This is a genomic window from Pseudomonas sp. BJP69, assembly GCF_007633355.1.
GTDB classification, from domain to species: Bacteria; Pseudomonadota; Gammaproteobacteria; order Pseudomonadales; family Pseudomonadaceae; genus Aquipseudomonas; species Aquipseudomonas juntendi.
Window position 1 is genome coordinate 1689245 of record NZ_CP041933.1, and the last position, 15422, is coordinate 1704666.

At 63.3% G+C, this 15422-nt stretch carries 12 protein-coding genes; 8 read left to right on the top strand and 4 right to left on the bottom strand.

The window, feature by feature from the left end; genetic code table 11:
- The 8 genes from FPB55_RS07910 (at position 1) to FPB55_RS07950 (ending at position 7820) form a co-directional block, all read left to right on the top strand.
- Positions 1 to 2262, top strand: coding sequence for a chemotaxis protein CheA (locus FPB55_RS07910; protein WP_125855050.1), 2262 nt, complete (start codon positions 1 to 3; stop codon positions 2260 to 2262).
- A 46-nt stretch (positions 2263 to 2308) separates the two neighbouring features.
- Positions 2309 to 3433, top strand: a complete 1125-nt coding sequence (locus FPB55_RS07915; RefSeq protein ID WP_054881286.1) for a chemotaxis response regulator protein-glutamate methylesterase — start codon at positions 2309 to 2311, stop codon at positions 3431 to 3433.
- A complete protein-coding gene (locus tag FPB55_RS07920) occupies positions 3433 to 4173 on the top strand; it encodes a flagellar motor protein (RefSeq protein WP_009681920.1) in 741 nt (246 codons plus the stop codon). The genes FPB55_RS07915 and FPB55_RS07920 overlap by 1 nt, the downstream gene beginning before the upstream one ends.
- Before the next feature lie 3 nt (positions 4174 to 4176).
- Positions 4177 to 5034: a flagellar motor protein MotD gene (gene motD, locus FPB55_RS07925; protein WP_009681921.1), complete on the top strand. Its 858-nt coding sequence runs from the start codon at positions 4177 to 4179 to the stop codon at positions 5032 to 5034.
- 182 nt (positions 5035 to 5216) lie between these two features.
- Positions 5217 to 6005 carry a ParA family protein gene (locus tag FPB55_RS07935; protein WP_009681922.1) on the top strand — a complete coding sequence of 263 codons (789 nt, stop codon included), beginning with the start codon at positions 5217 to 5219 and terminating at the stop codon, positions 6003 to 6005.
- Positions 6005 to 6931: a CheW domain-containing protein gene (locus FPB55_RS07940; RefSeq protein WP_144187927.1), complete on the top strand. Its 927-nt coding sequence runs from the start codon at positions 6005 to 6007 to the stop codon at positions 6929 to 6931. The genes FPB55_RS07935 and FPB55_RS07940 overlap by 1 nt, the downstream gene beginning before the upstream one ends.
- A 12-nt stretch (positions 6932 to 6943) precedes the next feature.
- Positions 6944 to 7423 carry a chemotaxis protein CheW gene (locus tag FPB55_RS07945; RefSeq protein ID WP_003254393.1) on the top strand — a complete coding sequence of 160 codons (480 nt, stop codon included), beginning with the start codon at positions 6944 to 6946 and terminating at the stop codon, positions 7421 to 7423.
- Between the two features lies 1 nt (position 7424).
- The gene (locus tag FPB55_RS07950; RefSeq protein ID WP_009681924.1) at positions 7425 to 7820 is read left to right on the top strand and encodes a DUF2802 domain-containing protein; all 396 of its coding nucleotides are present in this window, start codon (positions 7425 to 7427) and stop codon (positions 7818 to 7820) included.
- A 44-nt stretch (positions 7821 to 7864) separates the two neighbouring features.
- On the opposite strand, the gene FPB55_RS07955 is transcribed toward FPB55_RS07950, so the two are convergent.
- The 4 genes from FPB55_RS07955 to FPB55_RS07970 form a co-directional block, all read right to left on the bottom strand.
- Positions 7865 to 10624, bottom strand: a complete 2760-nt coding sequence (locus FPB55_RS07955; protein ID WP_125855051.1) for a DUF6543 domain-containing protein — start codon at positions 10622 to 10624, stop codon at positions 7865 to 7867.
- A gap of 90 nt (positions 10625 to 10714) precedes the next feature.
- Positions 10715 to 13450 (bottom strand): DUF6543 domain-containing protein, encoded by a 2736-nt coding sequence (locus FPB55_RS07960; protein ID WP_144187929.1) that lies wholly within the window; start codon positions 13448 to 13450, stop codon positions 10715 to 10717.
- A 60-nt stretch (positions 13451 to 13510) separates the two neighbouring features.
- Positions 13511 to 13864 carry an EscU/YscU/HrcU family type III secretion system export apparatus switch protein gene (locus FPB55_RS07965; RefSeq protein WP_054911368.1) on the bottom strand — a complete coding sequence of 118 codons (354 nt, stop codon included), beginning with the start codon at positions 13862 to 13864 and terminating at the stop codon, positions 13511 to 13513.
- Complete coding sequence (locus FPB55_RS07970) at positions 13861 to 15417, bottom strand: flagellar hook-length control protein FliK (RefSeq protein ID WP_144187931.1); 1557 nt, start codon at positions 15415 to 15417, stop codon at positions 13861 to 13863. The genes FPB55_RS07965 and FPB55_RS07970 overlap by 4 nt, the downstream gene beginning before the upstream one ends.
- Positions 15418 to 15422 lie beyond the last annotated feature (5 nt).

A 15422-nucleotide genomic window follows, 5' to 3' on the forward strand; every position in this document is an offset into this window, starting at 1 on the left:
ATGAGCTTCGGCGCCGATGAAGAAATCCTCCAGGATTTCCTGGTAGAAGCCGGCGAAATTCTTGAGCAACTGTCCGAGCAATTGGTCGAGCTGGAAAGCCGGCCCGACGATGCTGACCTGCTCAATGCGATCTTTCGCGGTTTCCACACTGTAAAAGGGGGCGCCGGCTTCCTCCAGCTGAACGAGCTGGTGGAGTGCTGCCATATCGCCGAGAACGTGTTCGACGTGCTGCGCAAAGGTGAGCGTCGGGTTGACGCGGAGCTGATGGACGTAGTGCTCGAGGCACTGGACACGGTCAACAGCATGTTTGGCCAGGTGCGCGAGCGCGCTGAAGTCACGCCGGCAACCCCCGAGCTGCTGGCGGCCTTGGCGCGCCTTGCCGAGCCGGGTGCGGCGCAACCGCAGGGTGGCGAAGAAGCGGTGGTGCCGGTGGCTGCCGCGCAAGCGCCTGCCGCGGCACCGGTGGTGGACCAGGAGCAGCACCAGGACATCACCGACAGCGAGTTCGAGCAGTTGCTCGATTCGCTCGATGCGGTCAAGGCACAAGCTGCGGCCGAGGAACAGCTGCAAGGCGAGAGCGTGAGTGGTGGCGGTGATGAAATCACCGATGCCGAGTTCGAATCGCTGCTCGACCAGTTGCATGGCAAAGGCCAGTTCACTGCTGAAGTTGCAGCGCCGGCTGCTGCCGTCAGCCACGAAGCGGCCAGTGACGAAATCACCGATGCCGAATTCGAGTCGCTGCTCGACCAGCTGCATGGCAAAGGCACCTTCCAGGCCGACGCCTTGCCTGCCGCCAAGGCGGCACCTGCCGAGGTGGCGCCTGACAGCACCGCCAGCGCCACCAGCGACGAAATCAGCGAGCATGAATTCGAAGCGCTGCTGGACCAGTTGCATGGCAAGGGCAAATTCGGCGGTGACGTCGCTGCAGTCCAGGCCCCCCCTGCGGCCAAGGCGCCGGCAGCGGCCAAGCCGCAAAGCCCGGCGGCCGCCAAGCCAGCTGCGGCTCCTGCGCCAGCGCCCGCGGCTGCGAGCAAACCTGCTGCAGCTGCGCGCACGCCGGCCCCGGTCGCCGACAAGCATGCGGTCAGCGAAGCGGAAACCACCGTACGCGTCGACACGGCGCGCCTGGACGAGATCATGAACATGGTCGGCGAACTGGTGCTGGTGCGTAACCGCCTGGTGCGCCTGGGCCTGAACAGCGGCGACGAGGCCATGTCCAAGGCCGTGTCCAACCTCGACGTGGTCACCGCCGACCTGCAGACCGCGGTGATGAAAACCCGCATGCAGCCGATCAAGAAAGTGTTCGGCCGCTTCCCGCGCCTGGTTCGCGACCTGGCGCGCCAGTTGAAGAAAGAGATCAATCTCGAGCTGGTCGGTGAAGAAACCGACCTCGACAAGAACCTGGTCGAGGCCCTGGCCGACCCGTTGGTGCACTTGGTGCGCAACGCCGTCGACCATGGTATCGAGATGCCCGATGAGCGCGATGCCGCAGGCAAGCCGCGCACGGGCCGCGTGGTGCTGTCGGCGGAGCAGGAGGGCGACCACATCCTGTTGTCGATTTCCGACGACGGCAAGGGCATGGACCCGAACATCCTGCGGGCCAAGGCGGTGGAGAAGGGCCTGATGGACAAGGACGCCGCCGAGCGTCTGAGCGAGTCGGACTGCTACAACCTGATCTTCGCCCCGGGGTTCTCGACCAAGACCGAGATTTCCGACGTGTCCGGGCGTGGCGTGGGCATGGACGTGGTGAAGACCAAGATCTCCCAGCTCAACGGTTCGATCAACATCTTCTCGGCCAAGGGCCAGGGCTCGAAGATCGTCATCAAGGTGCCGCTGACCCTGGCGATCATGCCCACCCTGATGGTGATGCTGGGCAACCAGGCATTCGCCTTCCCGCTGGTCAACGTCAACGAGATCTTCCACCTCGACCTGTCGCGTACCAATGTGGTCGATGGCCAGGAAGTGGTGATCGTGCGCGACAAGGCACTGCCGTTGTTCTACCTCAAGCGCTGGCTGGTGCAAGGCCAGGTGCATGAAGAGCAGCACGAGGGCCACGTGGTAATCCTGTCGGTCGGCACCCAGCGCATTGGCTTTGTCGTCGATCAACTGGTAGGCCAGGAAGAAGTGGTAATCAAGCCGCTGGGCAAGATGCTGCAAGGTACCCCGGGCATGTCCGGGGCCACCATTACCGGTGACGGTCGTATTGCGTTGATTCTCGACGTCCCGAGCATGCTCAAGCGTTACGCCGCGCGGCGTATTTGATTTCGGTGGCGCACCTTGGCAGGTTGCGCCGCCTAATGGAGTGTTTATGGCAGTCAAGGTCCTGGTGGTGGATGATTCCGGTTTCTTCCGCCGCCGCGTCTCGGAGATCCTCTCGGCGGATCCTACGATCCAGGTAGTAGGTACCGCGACCAACGGCAAGGAAGCGATTGACCAGGCGCTGGCGCTCAAGCCCGATGTCATCACCATGGACTATGAAATGCCCATGATGGATGGCATCACTGCGGTCCGGCACATCATGCAGCGCTGCCCGACGCCGGTGTTGATGTTTTCCTCGCTGACCCATGAGGGCGCCCGGGTCACCCTCGATGCGCTGGACGCGGGGGCGGTGGATTACCTGCCGAAGAACTTCGAGGACATTTCGCGCAACCCCGACAAGGTCAAGCAACTGCTGTGCGAAAAGGTGCATACGCTGGCGCGCAGCAACCGCCGGTTTGGCAGTTACGTCAGCCCTGCGCCGGCCGCAACGCCGGCACCTGCCAGCAGCCATGCGCCGGCGGCGGGTGTGGGCAGCCCGGCAGCGGCGCGCAGTGCGCTGCCGGCCCGGGCCCCGGCAGCCGCGCCGGCGCCGGCTGCGGCACCTAAACGCAAGCCGTACAAACTGGTGGCCATCGGTACCTCCACCGGCGGCCCAGTGGCCCTGCAGCGGGTCTTGACCCAGCTGCCGGCCAACTTCCCGGCACCGATCGTGCTGATCCAGCACATGCCGGCTGCGTTCACCAAGGCGTTTGCCGAACGCCTGGACAAACTGTGCCGCATCAGCGTCAAGGAAGCCGAGGACGGTGACATGCTGCGCCCAGGCTTGGCCCTGCTGGCCCCGGGTGGCAAGCAGATGATGGTCGATGGCCGTGGCACGGTGAAGATCCTACCGGGCGATGAGCGCCTGAACTACAAGCCGTGTGTGGACATCACCTTCGGCTCGGCGGCCAAGTCATATGGCGACAAGGTGCTGTCGGTGGTGCTGACCGGCATGGGTGCCGATGGCCGTGAAGGTGCGCGCCTGCTCAAGCAGGGCGGCAGTACGGTGTGGGCCCAGGATGAAGCCAGCTGTGTGATCTATGGCATGCCCATGGCCATCGTCAAGGCCAACCTGGCCGACGCGGTGTATAGCCTGGACGAGATCGGCAAGCACCTGGTAGAGGCTTGCGTCTGATGGACGTGCTGAGCCTGATCGGCCTGATCCTCGCCTTTGTTGCCATTGTCGGTGGCAACTTCCTCGAGGGTGGCCATGTCGGTGCCCTGGTCAATGGCCCGGCGGCATTGATCGTGCTGGGCGGCACCTTGGCGGCAGCACTGCTGCAGTCACCGCTGGCCTCGTTCAAGCGGGCCCTGCAGATTCTGCGCTGGATCCTGTTCCCGCCCAGGGTCGACCTGGCGGGTGGCATCGACCGGGTGGTGAACTGGAGCCTGACCGCGCGCAAGGAAGGCTTGCTGGGCCTGGAAGGGGTGGCCGACAGCGAGCCCGACCCGTATGCGCGCAAAGGCTTGCAGCTGCTGGTCGATGGCGCCGAGCCAGAAGCCATTCGCAGTATCCTCGAAGTCGATTTCCTGACCCAGGAAAGCCGCGATATCCAGGCGGCCAAGGTGTTCGAGAGCATGGGCGGTTACGCGCCTACCATCGGCATCATCGGTGCGGTCATGGGCCTGATCCACGTGATGGGCAACCTGGCCGACCCGTCGCAACTGGGCAATGGCATCGCCGTGGCCTTCGTCGCCACCATCTACGGTGTGGCCAGCGCCAACCTGGTGCTGCTGCCGATCGCCAACAAGCTCAAGGCCGTGGTCATGCGCCAGTCGCGCTACCGCGAAATGCTGCTCGAAGGTCTGCTGTCGATTGCCGAGGGTGAAAACCCGCGCTCCATCGAGCTGAAGCTGCAAGGCTTCATGGAGTAACCCATGCGCCGCCGCCGTCATACCGAGGAACACGAAAACCACGAACGCTGGCTGGTGTCATACGCCGACTTCATTACCTTGCTGTTCGCATTTTTTGTGGTGATGTACTCGATTTCGTCGATCAACGAGGGCAAGTACAAGGTCATTTCCCAGGCGCTGCTCGGGGTGTTCAACGACCCTGAGCGCAGCATGAAACCCATCCCCGTGGGCGAGGAAAAGCCATTGACCGTGCGCCCGGCCGAGCCGCTGGTCAACGACAGCGAGCAGACCGAAGCGGGCCTTGCGGCAACCAATACCGACCCGCTGAAGACCATCAGCGATGACGTGCGCGATGCCTTTGGCGACCTGATCAAAAGCAACCAGATGACCGTGCGCGGCAACGAACTGTGGATCGAGATCGAGCTCAATTCATCGCTGTTGTTCGGCAGTGGCGATGCCATGCCCAGCGACAAGGCGTTCGCCATCATCGAGAAGGTGGCCGATATTCTCAAGCCGTTCGCCAACCCGGTGCATGTCGAGGGTTTCACCGACAACCTGCCGATCCGCACCGCGCAGTACCCGACCAACTGGGAGCTGTCGTCGGCGCGGGCGGCGAGCATTGTGCGCCTGCTGGCCATGGAGGGGGTAAACCCGGCCCGCATGGCTTCGGTCGGCTATGGCGAGTACCAGCCGGTAGCCAGCAATGACACCGCCGATGGCCGCGCGCGCAACCGGCGGGTGGTGTTGGTGATTTCCCGTAACCTGGAAGTGCGCCGCAGCCTGACGGGCTCGGGTAGCGCCAATGCGACACCGGATGCTGCCCTGCGCCGGGCTGGCACACAAAGTGCACCGGCTACGCCAGCAACGGTGGCCGGGCAGTGATTCGTCAATTCTCTGGCACTGCTACAAGCACAATTTTGACTGTGACGCCGTTCCCTGTGGGAGCGGGCGAGCCCGCGAAGCAGGCGACGCGGTGATTGGCACCGGCTTCGCCGGTGTTCGCGGGCTCGCCCGCTGCCACATCGATCGCACGCGCTTTCAAATCAATACATAGAGTTTGCTTGATGAGAGTCTGGGCAGTAGCCAATCAAAAAGGTGGCGTCGGCAAGACCACCACGACCATCGCTTTGGCCGGCCTGCTGGCCGAGGCCGGCAAGCGCGTGGTCGTCGTCGACCTGGACCCGCACGGTTCGATGACCAGTTACTTCGGCCACAACCCTGATGCCCTCGAGCACAGTTGCTACGACCTGTTCCTGCACAAAGGCAGCGTGCCTGAGGGCTTGCCGGGGCAACTGCTGCTGCCCACCAGCGACGAGCGGATTTCGCTGTTGCCGTCGAGCACCGCGCTGGCCGTGCTGGAGCGCCAGTCGCCGGGGCAGAATGGCCTGGGCCTGGTGATCGCCAAGAGTCTGGCGCAGTTGTGGCAGGATTTCGACTTTGCCTTGATCGACAGCCCACCCTTGCTCGGCGTGCTGATGGTCAATGCCCTGGCCGCCAGCCAGCAGTTGGTGATCCCGGTGCAAACCGAGTTTCTTGCGGTGAAGGGGCTTGAGCGCATGGTCGCGACCCTGGCCATGGTCAACCGGTCACGCAAGCAGGCGCTGCCGTACCAGATCGTGCCGACGCTGTTCGACCGCCGCACCCAGGCCTCGCTGGGCACCCTGAAGCTGCTGCGTGACACCTACGGCCAGCATGTATGGCAGGGCTATATTCCGGTGGATACGCGCCTGCGCGACGCCAGCCGCAAGGGCGTGACGCCCTCGCAGTTCGACGCCAAGAGCCGTGGGCTGGTCGCCTACCGGGCACTGCTCAAGCACCTGTTGACCTACAAACCCGCAGCGCAGGTGGCCTGATGACCCAGACCCGGTACACCGGCACCCGGCCACAGATGGCCTTGCAATCGTATCTGGATGGCCTGCTGCAGGAGGCCACCGAAGACGAGGCGCTGTTGCAGCCCCCCGTAGAGCCCGCTGCAGCCGATGAGTTCGCTGAAGCCGTGCGCGAGGAACAGGCCCGCGATGCCCGCCAGCCGCAACCTGCCGAACCGCTCGTGGCCGTTGCCCGCCCTGCGCCTCGGCCTTTCGCCGAACCCCGCCTGGCGGTGCTGCCCAGCGTGATGCCGGTAGACCCGCCGGTGGTGACGGTGGTCGAGCACGACGTGGTGGCCGAGGCGGCCATACCGGTGCTGGTCGAAGCACCTGCGCTGGAACCGGCGCTGCCACTGGTCGACGTGCACCTGCCAGCGCCGCCCGTGCCACCGGCCACTGTCGACGGCCGCCCGGCCTGGGCCGCCGAACCCTTCGAATGCCTGTTGTTCGATGTCGCCGGCCTGACCCTGGCCGTACCACTGGTGTGCCTGGGCTCGATCTACACCCTGGCCGGCCAGGAGCTGACACCGCTGTTCGGTCAGCCCGAATGGTTCCTTGGCATCCTCACCTGCCAGGCGGGCAACCTCAAGGTCCTGGATACGGCGCGCTGGGTGATGCCCGACCGCTACCGCGACGATTTCCGCCAGGGCCTGCAGTACGTGATTTCGGTGCAGGGCTACGAATGGGGACTGGCCGTGCACCAGGTCAGCCGTTCGTTGCGGCTGGACCCGTCGGAAATCAAGTGGCGCAGCCAGCGTGGCCAGCGCCCGTGGTTGGCCGGCACGGTAATTGAACACATGTGTGCATTGCTCGATGTTGCCGCACTGGCCGAGCTGATCGCCAGCGGCGCAGTCAAGCAGCTGCACGACAAACAAATGACACCGAACACAACCGCCAGTAAGCGGATTTAGAGGGCTAGGGGAATGAAAAAGTCGTCTGCACAAGGTTCTGAAGATCCAATCCTGCAGTGGGTAACGTTCCGGCTGGACAACGAGTCCTACGGCATCAACGTGATGCAGGTGCAGGAAGTGCTGCGTTACACCGAGATCGCGCCGGTACCGGGTGCGCCCAGCTATGTGCTGGGCATCATCAACCTGCGTGGCAACGTGGTCACGGTGATCGATACCCGCCAGCGCTTTGGCCTGATGCCGACCGAAGTCACCGACAACACCCGTATCGTCATCATCGAGGCCGACAAGCAAGTGGTCGGTATCCTGGTCGACAGCGTGGCCGAGGTGGTCTACCTGCGCCAGTCGGAAATCGAAACCGCGCCGAACGTGGGTAACGAGGAGTCGGCCAAGTTCATCCAGGGCGTGTGCAACAAGAACGGCGAGCTGCTGATCCTGGTCGAACTGGACAAGATGATGACTGAGGAAGAGTGGTCCGAGCTGGAGAACATCTGAGTTGATCTTTGAGGTTGCGGTAATCTTTCTGGCGTTGCTGTGGGCCTTGAGCCTCTGGTTCTTCCTCAACTACAGCAAACGCCAGCGCGAAGTGGCCGCGCAGCAGGCCGTGGGCGATGCCTTGCGCGACCAGCGCATCAAGGACCTCGCCAAACGCCTGGATGACTACCAGAACGTCACGGTGCGCATGGGGGACGCGCTGCACGAGCTGAACGTGGCGGTTGCCCCCTTGCCGGACCGGATCCAGCAACTGGAGCAACGCGACCCTCATAACGTGACGTTCTCCCAGGCAGCCAAGCTGGTCGGCATGGGCGCCAGCATCGCCGAGCTGACCGAGAGCTGCGGCCTGACCCAGGCCGAGGCAGAGCTGATGAGCAAGCTGCACCGTAGCGACTGAGCCTGGCGGGCCGCTTCAAGGCCCGCTCAGGCCTGCGCCCAGGCTCAGGTCTGGACCCAGGAGTGATTGCCGCCGACCGTGGCGATGCGGTTGAGCGGCAATTGCTGGTGCACGGCCTCCCTCAGCGCGCTGGTGTTGATGAAGGTGGCGGTATTGATGCGCGGGATGTTGTACAGGTTGACCATCTGGCGCAAGGTTGCGAGGTTGGGCAATTGCTGGTCGATCACGTCGCTGAGCAGGCGCGGGCCGGTCAGGTAGCTCAGGCGGCTGGCATACCGGTAGAAGTTCAGTGGGTCTTCGGCCAGGCTAGGTCTGTGGTCATAGAAGTCCGAATGGATGCGGAAGCGTGCGTGCATTTCCTCGCTGATCGCCTCCAGGGTCGGGTTGCCAGGGTGGCTACCGATCTGGCTGGTGTTGTACAGGCAGTTCATGCTCAGTTTCTCGTTGGCCATCGGCGGCGCCAGCAGCAAGCCGTTGGGCGGGATGCACAGGTCCACCTCATTGATCGCTTCGGTGGGCGTTGCAGGTGGTTCGCCGTGCTCTGGTTGCCTGGCCTTGCCTGGCACCCGTAGCGTGTCGTCGACGTCCATGTACAACCCCCCTTCATGGTGCAGCAGCGGGTAGCGCAGCACATCGCTCGCCGACGCATAGTTGGTGGCCACGCCACCATTGCCGTCCAGCGCCGCGTCGTACTGGGCATAGTACTTGGTCTGCTGGAATGCCCTGAAGAACGCCTGTTCTTCCAGGGGTAGCACCTGCAGCCCCGGCGCCTGTTCGGCCAGCAGACGCAGGTTTTCTTCGTAAGCGCCAGGGTTGGCCGTGGACAGGAACAGGCGCAGGCTGTAATCACTGTTTTCCAGCGCCGCGACATTGTGGGCAAGGTTGCTCAGCAAGGCCGGGCGCAAGGTCTTGTCACCTACCCAGAGGCAGGAAATCCGCTTGGGGATGGGCAAGCTGTTGGCAGGGGCGTGTGGGATTTCACCCGGCAGCACCAGATCGATACCCAGCGCGCGCAGGGTGGCGGTGCGCATCGCGTCGGTGACTACGCGCTCGCGGGGCTCGGGTACCAGGCCGCGAGCATCAGGGCTTGCCACGTAGCCAACGGGCTCAACGTCGTTGATGTCCTCGTCCAGGATGAAGGCATCCCGTTCAAGGTCATACACCACCTCCTTGATGTAGTCGTCGATCACCGATTCCAAGGTGTCCGGCATGCCGTTGTACCTCGGCCTGCGGATCACGGCCTCGGCGGTGAGCGGGTCTGCTTGCGGCAGCGGCGGGATCGGTTCGCAGATATGGAAGTAGGGCGCACCTTCGGGCGCCGGGGCCAGCAGTATGGGGGCGCGCACCGGGCTCATTGGGTAACCGATCTGGTCGTTGAGCCGAATCGGCGGCACGAAGCCATCACTCTTGAACTGGAACAGTGCCGAGGCTTTGGACGCCCCTGTCAACAGCAATGGCACTGCATTGAACAGCCCCCAGGTGATGTTGGCTACCCCGTCCTGCCGTGCCTGCAGGGTCTTGCCGTTGATCGCTTCATCCAGGCCAAGGCCTAACTGCGCAATGCCACCGAGCGCCAGCACCGGCGCCAAGCCGGGTACCACCAGGCACAGCGGTGCCAGTAAATTGAGGGTGGTAAGCAGGTAGCCCCGCCACTTGGCTTTGCTGACCTGGCTGTCGCTGGTGATGATGAAGTCGGCGTCGTCGAAGCTGCGTTGGCGTTGGCGCTCGGCCAGCGCCTGGAACAAGTCGCCGGTGATCCTCGGGTTGTAGCGGCTTGGCCGGTAGTTGACGTAGGTGCGCGGCGGCCAGATGCCATCATCGTTGAACATGCCGTGTTCCGGCGGCAACACGTGGCGCCGGGGGTACTCGGCCAGCCCGTCGAGTGCGGTATCCAGCCCGCTGAAATCCACGCCCTGTGGCCTGTCGGCCAGCCGGAAATGCTGTTTCAGGGCTTCACGCTTGAGTGGGTCTTTGCACTGCTCGCCGACCCAGTCCTTCAGCGCATTTTCGCTGGCGAACTCCAGCAAGGGTGAGCTGTTGCCGGGTATGTAGAGCACTGTCAGGTCCGTGCTTGGGTTGCACAGGTAAAGCAGGTCGGTGGCGGCGTAGCCATAGATGCTCAGGGTGCTCATGCGCAGCTTGTCGACCCGCGGCATCAACTCGGCGGCTTGCCACAGCAATTTCCGTGCGGCTTCGCTGAGGCTGCCTTCGCTGACCTGCTTGTTGCAGGCGGCAATGAAATTGAGCTTGCACGCCAGGCGGTGTGCGCTCATGTGCTCGCGCCAGTAGGTGTGCAGGGTGTTCTTGAAGGGTGCCTGGAAGTCCAGGTTCTCGATGAATTGCTGGAAACTTTCGGCGGCTACCGGCACATGGGTAGTGGCGTCATAGCGCGGTGGTTCGGTGCGCCGGAACAGCCCATTGAAGACCGAAAATTCGGCGCCATAGTGGTTGAAACCCCGGGCGGGCAGGGCATTGACGATCCGCACCGGGCCTTCTGGCAAAGTGCCGGCCCAGGGCGCACGGAACAAGGCGCCGAACAGGTCGTTATTGCTTTCGCCCTGCCAGTTGCTGAGCACGGCCTGGCTTAGGCTGATGCATTGCCTGACCTCTGCCAGGCTGCCGCCTTTGCGGTCGGAACGGTAGTGCAGGGTCACCACATCGACCCGGTCGGGGTCGAGGTCATGGCCCTGCTCGGCGAACCATTGCTTCACGGCCTGGCTGGCCTGGCGATCGGGCCGAGGGACATGGTTCAAATGATCGCGGACATAGTGCACGCCAGTGGCGTTGATCCCGGTAGTGCGCATCGTGGTTACCTTGCGTGAGTGGGAGCTGCAAGGTTGCAGGATGCTGCTGCACGCCAGTGGTAGATAACTACATACGCCTGCTATGGCCCTTCAGTTGTGTTCCCAGCTATGCGCCCGACCTGCCTCGAAGAACCGGTCCAGCGGCACATGCTCACGAATCAGTTGGGTCAACTGGCTCGTGTCGAGGGTGCCGTGCAGGTCGTAGAGAGGCGAAATCAGCAGTCTGCACATGCCGCGTAACTGCCTAAGCCAGGGCAGCTGCGCGTCGATCACATCATTGAGCACCCCAGGCCCGGTCAGGCGGCAGAGGCGGCGAGCATAAGCGTTGAAGCCTACAGGGTTGAATACCCGATCGGGCCGTTCAGTGTAAAACGTGGGGTCTAGCTGGAACCGTTGCAGGATGGCCTCGGAAATGGCGTCCAGTGTGGGGTTGCCGGGGTGGCTGCCGATCATGCTGTTGTTGTATTTGACGTAGAAACCCAGTTGATCATTGGATACCGGGGGGTACAGGAGCAAGCCATTGGTGGTCGTTCGCAAGGTCTGGTTGGTCAGCGGCGAGGTGCCTGGCCCCGAAGCGGCGTTGAGCACGCGGTCGTCGGCATCCAGATAGAAACCACCGATGTGCTTGAGCATGCGGTAGCGCAGAATGTCGCTGGCCGAGCTGTAATTGGTGATGCCTGGGTTGGTAATTCCAAGTGCTGCCTGGTACTGGGCGAAATAGGGCGACCGCGTGAACTCTTGGTAGAACGGTTGATCCTCGAGCGTCAGGACGCTCATGTGAAGTGTCCTGCTCCTGAGCAGCGTAAGGTTGGCGTCATAGGCCCTGGGGCTTTGCCGCGAGAGGAACAGTTGGTACTGGTAATCACTGTTTTCCAGCGCTTGGGCATTGTGTACGAGCGCCTCCAGGAAAACAGGGGAAATGGCCTTGTCACCCACCCAAATGCTGGAAACGATGCGCGGAATCGGCGTACGTTCCAGGGTGTTGAAGTACGTGTAGTCGATGGGTAGATCCAGTTCGATGCCCAACTGCCGGAGGGTGAACATGCGCTGTGCGTCGGTGACGACCCGCTGGGCATTGGCAACGCGCACTAGCCCCGCTGGTTCGCCGGTGTCAATCTTCCAGCGCTCAGGCGTTGCCTGCTTGTATTCAGAGAGCTTGATAAAACTATCGGTGTGCAAGTCGTACACCACAGGTTGCATTTTGAACCCTTGTGACGACTGGAATGCACCTTCGAAATAGTGGCCCATATCATCCCCAACGTGCGTCACTACCACCCTTTGTGAGCCTGTCGGAATCTGTACCGTCTCACGAAACGCTGCTTGTGCCGGTATCAACTGCAATGCATCCGTCGGCACGCTTACATTGGCCGCTTCGCCCAGCACATCCGCCAACTGGGACGGCCGTAGCAAACCTGGCAAACGGTAGTGAAACGCCTGGCTGGCGCGGGCGATGCCGATAGGCAAGGGCAAGGCATTGAACAGGCCGAAGACCTGGTTCTCGACCCCTTCGACTTTCTCGTCCAGCGAGTGGCCGTTGATCACCTGGTCCATGCCCAGGCTGAACTGTGCCACGCCGCCCAGCACCATCACCGCAAGGAGCTCGGGCACCACCACGCATAAAGGTGCCAGCAAGCACTGGGCAACGTTCAGGTAGCTGCCCCAATGCGTCTTGACGACCTGGCGGTTGGTGATGACGCGGTAATCCAGGTCGTCGTAGCTGCGCTGCTTCTGGCGATTGGCCAAGTGATCGAACAGGTTACCTGTGATAGGTAAGCTGGTGGTTGGCGAGCCAAACTCGATGGTATTTTCAGGGGCCCATGTACCACTGGTGGCAAAGCCGGGATGATCGTCGGGCAGGGTATGCGCGGCGGGATAGCAGCCCAGCCCTTTCAAGGCCGTGACGAGGCCGCTGAATTCCAGCCCGTCCTCCCAGTCCGCGGGTGAGAAACATTGTTGTAGCCACTCGCGGCGTTCTGGGTCTTTGCATTGCTCGGCAAACCAGTGCTTGAGCGCAGACAGGTCCGGGAATTCGTGCAGGGGCGACGCGTTGCCCGGCATATAAAGGACGACGGTGCTGCTGTCGTCGGCCTTGATGTAGATGATCGATGTACTGTGATAACCGTACACATTCAGCAGGCGGGTGGTTATCGCCCGCGTATCCAGGGGCAACAGGCCGGCGGCCTGCCAGGCAAGGCGCCAGGCAGGGACACTGAGGCTGCCCTCGTTGACTTGCTTGTTGCAGGCGGTGATGAAGGCCATTTCCAGTGCGCGTGCGTATTCTTTCCGACTTTGCTGCCAGTAGCTGTCCAGTTGGGCCTTCAGCCGTTCGTGCAGGTGCAAGCCCCACACATAGTCCTGAAAAACTTCGGCACGGATGGGCAGCAGTGTCGCCGGGCTGAGCTCCTGATTCGCGGTACGTCGGTACAGGCCGTTGAAGACCAGGTAGGACATCGCGTTGGAAAGCAGGGGAGGTGGCCGCATACGGTCGACAAACGTCACCGCATGCAGCGGGGCAATACCCGCCCAATCGCCAATGTGAAGCCCCCCGCTGCCTGTACTCGGTTCACCTTGCCAGTTGGCCAGCAGGGCATCGGTCAGGCTGGTGCGTTGAATCACCTTGGCCTGTGGAGGTAGCCAGGGCTGGCCCTCTTCGCGCTCCGCGTCCTGGTAGTGGAAGGTGACGACGTCGATGTCAGCGGGGGACAGGAGCACACCGCGTTGCGCAAGCCAGTCGCGCAATAACTTGTCGGCCAATGTATCGGGGCGCGGCATCTGGGCCAGCGCACTGTGCAACAGGCGCTGCTTCATGGGTTGTGGGAAGTTCATCGTTGGGTGTCCGTGGCTATCGGGCGTTGCAGGGTAGCCAGCGGGCACACCGGTCAAGTGCTAATTAATGCTGTCATCCCCTGGCAGCACGTTCATCGGCGAAGGCGCAGGGGTAATGTCGCGCTCGCCCGGCGGTTCGTCGTCGAAGCCCACGGGCACCTTGCCACGCAGTTGCCAGGCAAAGGCGATGATTTCGGCGATGGTCAAGTACAGCGCCTCGGGGATCTGCTCGCCCAGTTCCAGGCGCGCCAGCAAGCGTACGAGCTCGGCGTTTTCATAGATCGGAACGTCGTGCTCGCGGGCCAGGGCCAGTATGGCCTCGGCTACGCTGTCGTCACCTTTGGCCGTCAGGCTCGGCGCCTGCTGGCCATCGTAGCTCAAGGCAATGGCCTGGCGGGGTTGTCGGTCGTTCATGCGTTTTCGTCCACCCAGCGTTGTTCTACTCGGGTACGGGGCCCTTGCGGTGGGATGCCCGCGCGGCATTCCAGGTCGCCGACCTCCAGGCCGCGGGCAAGCAAGCGTTCGCGCAGGCTGTCCAGCTGGCTGTCGATCAGGCGCGCGGTCTGCTCGCGCTCGGCCCACAGTTGGCCCGACAGCTGCCCTTGATTCAACTGGGCCTGGACCTGCATGGGGCCCAGCGGGGGCAGGTCGAAAGCCAGGTCGATACGCCAAAGGGCTCGCAGCGAGTCCGCTGCTTCATGTTCGCGATCGGCCTGCTGGCGTGGCGTTTCTTCGCGCTGCAGTTTGACCTGCAGGGGAATGAACTCCTGGCCGTGGCGAATCGGCACTTCGGTTTGCCACGTGGTCTGCAGGTTGCCGTTTTCCAGTGTGCCGCTTTGTTGCAGGCTGCTCATGGCGTGGCTCTGCAGGCGGGAAATGGCCGCTGCGGCCAGGCGCAGCAGCTGTTGCAGGTCGCCTTCGTCTTCCAGCGCGTTCAGCAACCGCGACGGCAGCGGGAATGCCCCAGGCTGTGGCTTGGGGCTGACCCGTTCGAGCAGGCTCAGGGCTCCGCGTGCCACGGCGGGCATGGTCACGGCCAGGCTGTCCGGAGCCAGGCTTGGCGTGCCGGGCGGCAGGTTCGGTGCCTGCGCCACCAGCCGCAGCAGGTGGGCCTTGAGGTCGGTGGCGACAGCGGCTGGGTAGCCCCCCAGCAATTTTGCTTCAAGGAAGGCGCCGCTGTTGCTCAGGGCTTGTGCCACGCCTTTGGCGTCCGCCAGTTGCCGTACGTCCGGCAGGCCGGCCAGCAGGCGTTCGGCGCTGGCGCGCAGGTCGCCAGGGGCATCGGCGCTGCGGGTGAGCTGCTGCAGCGCGTCGAGCAGGCTGGGCAGCGAGGCCTGGCGGTTCTGTTGGGTCATTAGCTGCTGAGCGATGCTCAGTTGGTCCTGCCTGCCACTCAGTGGCACGAAGCGCAGTGACTGATCACCTTGCACCAGCGCGCTGAGCAGGCTGCCAACGGCCAGCGGGCGCGGGCTGTCGACGCTCAGGGTGGCGCCGGCCTGGGCGCTGTTGAGCAAACTGATCAGTGCCCGATAGACCGGCGCCTGCCCAGGCGCCTGGGCCAATGCCTGGTTGGTCAGGACCTTGCCTTGCAGGAGCGTGCCGACAGGTACCTCGCGGGTATCCAGGCGGGTCAGGGTGGCGACCTGGCTGGCAGTGGCCTGCTGCAATAAAATGGCCAGGCGATTGCCTTCGGTCTGGCTGACGGTAACCTGGCTACCTGGGGCCAGGGGTTGGCCGGCGCTGGCCTGCAGCTGGGTCTGTGCGCCGTTGGCCTGGACCAGCCGCAGGAGCAGCTGGAACTCCTGGCCGCTCTGACGCAACGCCAGCACTTGGGCTTGCGCGGTTTCGCCGGGCGCCAGCAAACCGGGCTGGGGCTGGACCAGGCGCAGGACCTCGCCGGTCATGGCCGCCTTGGTGGCTTGGTTGCCAAGCGCAGTTTGTGCGCCGAGACTATTGATTTCAGTCATGATTG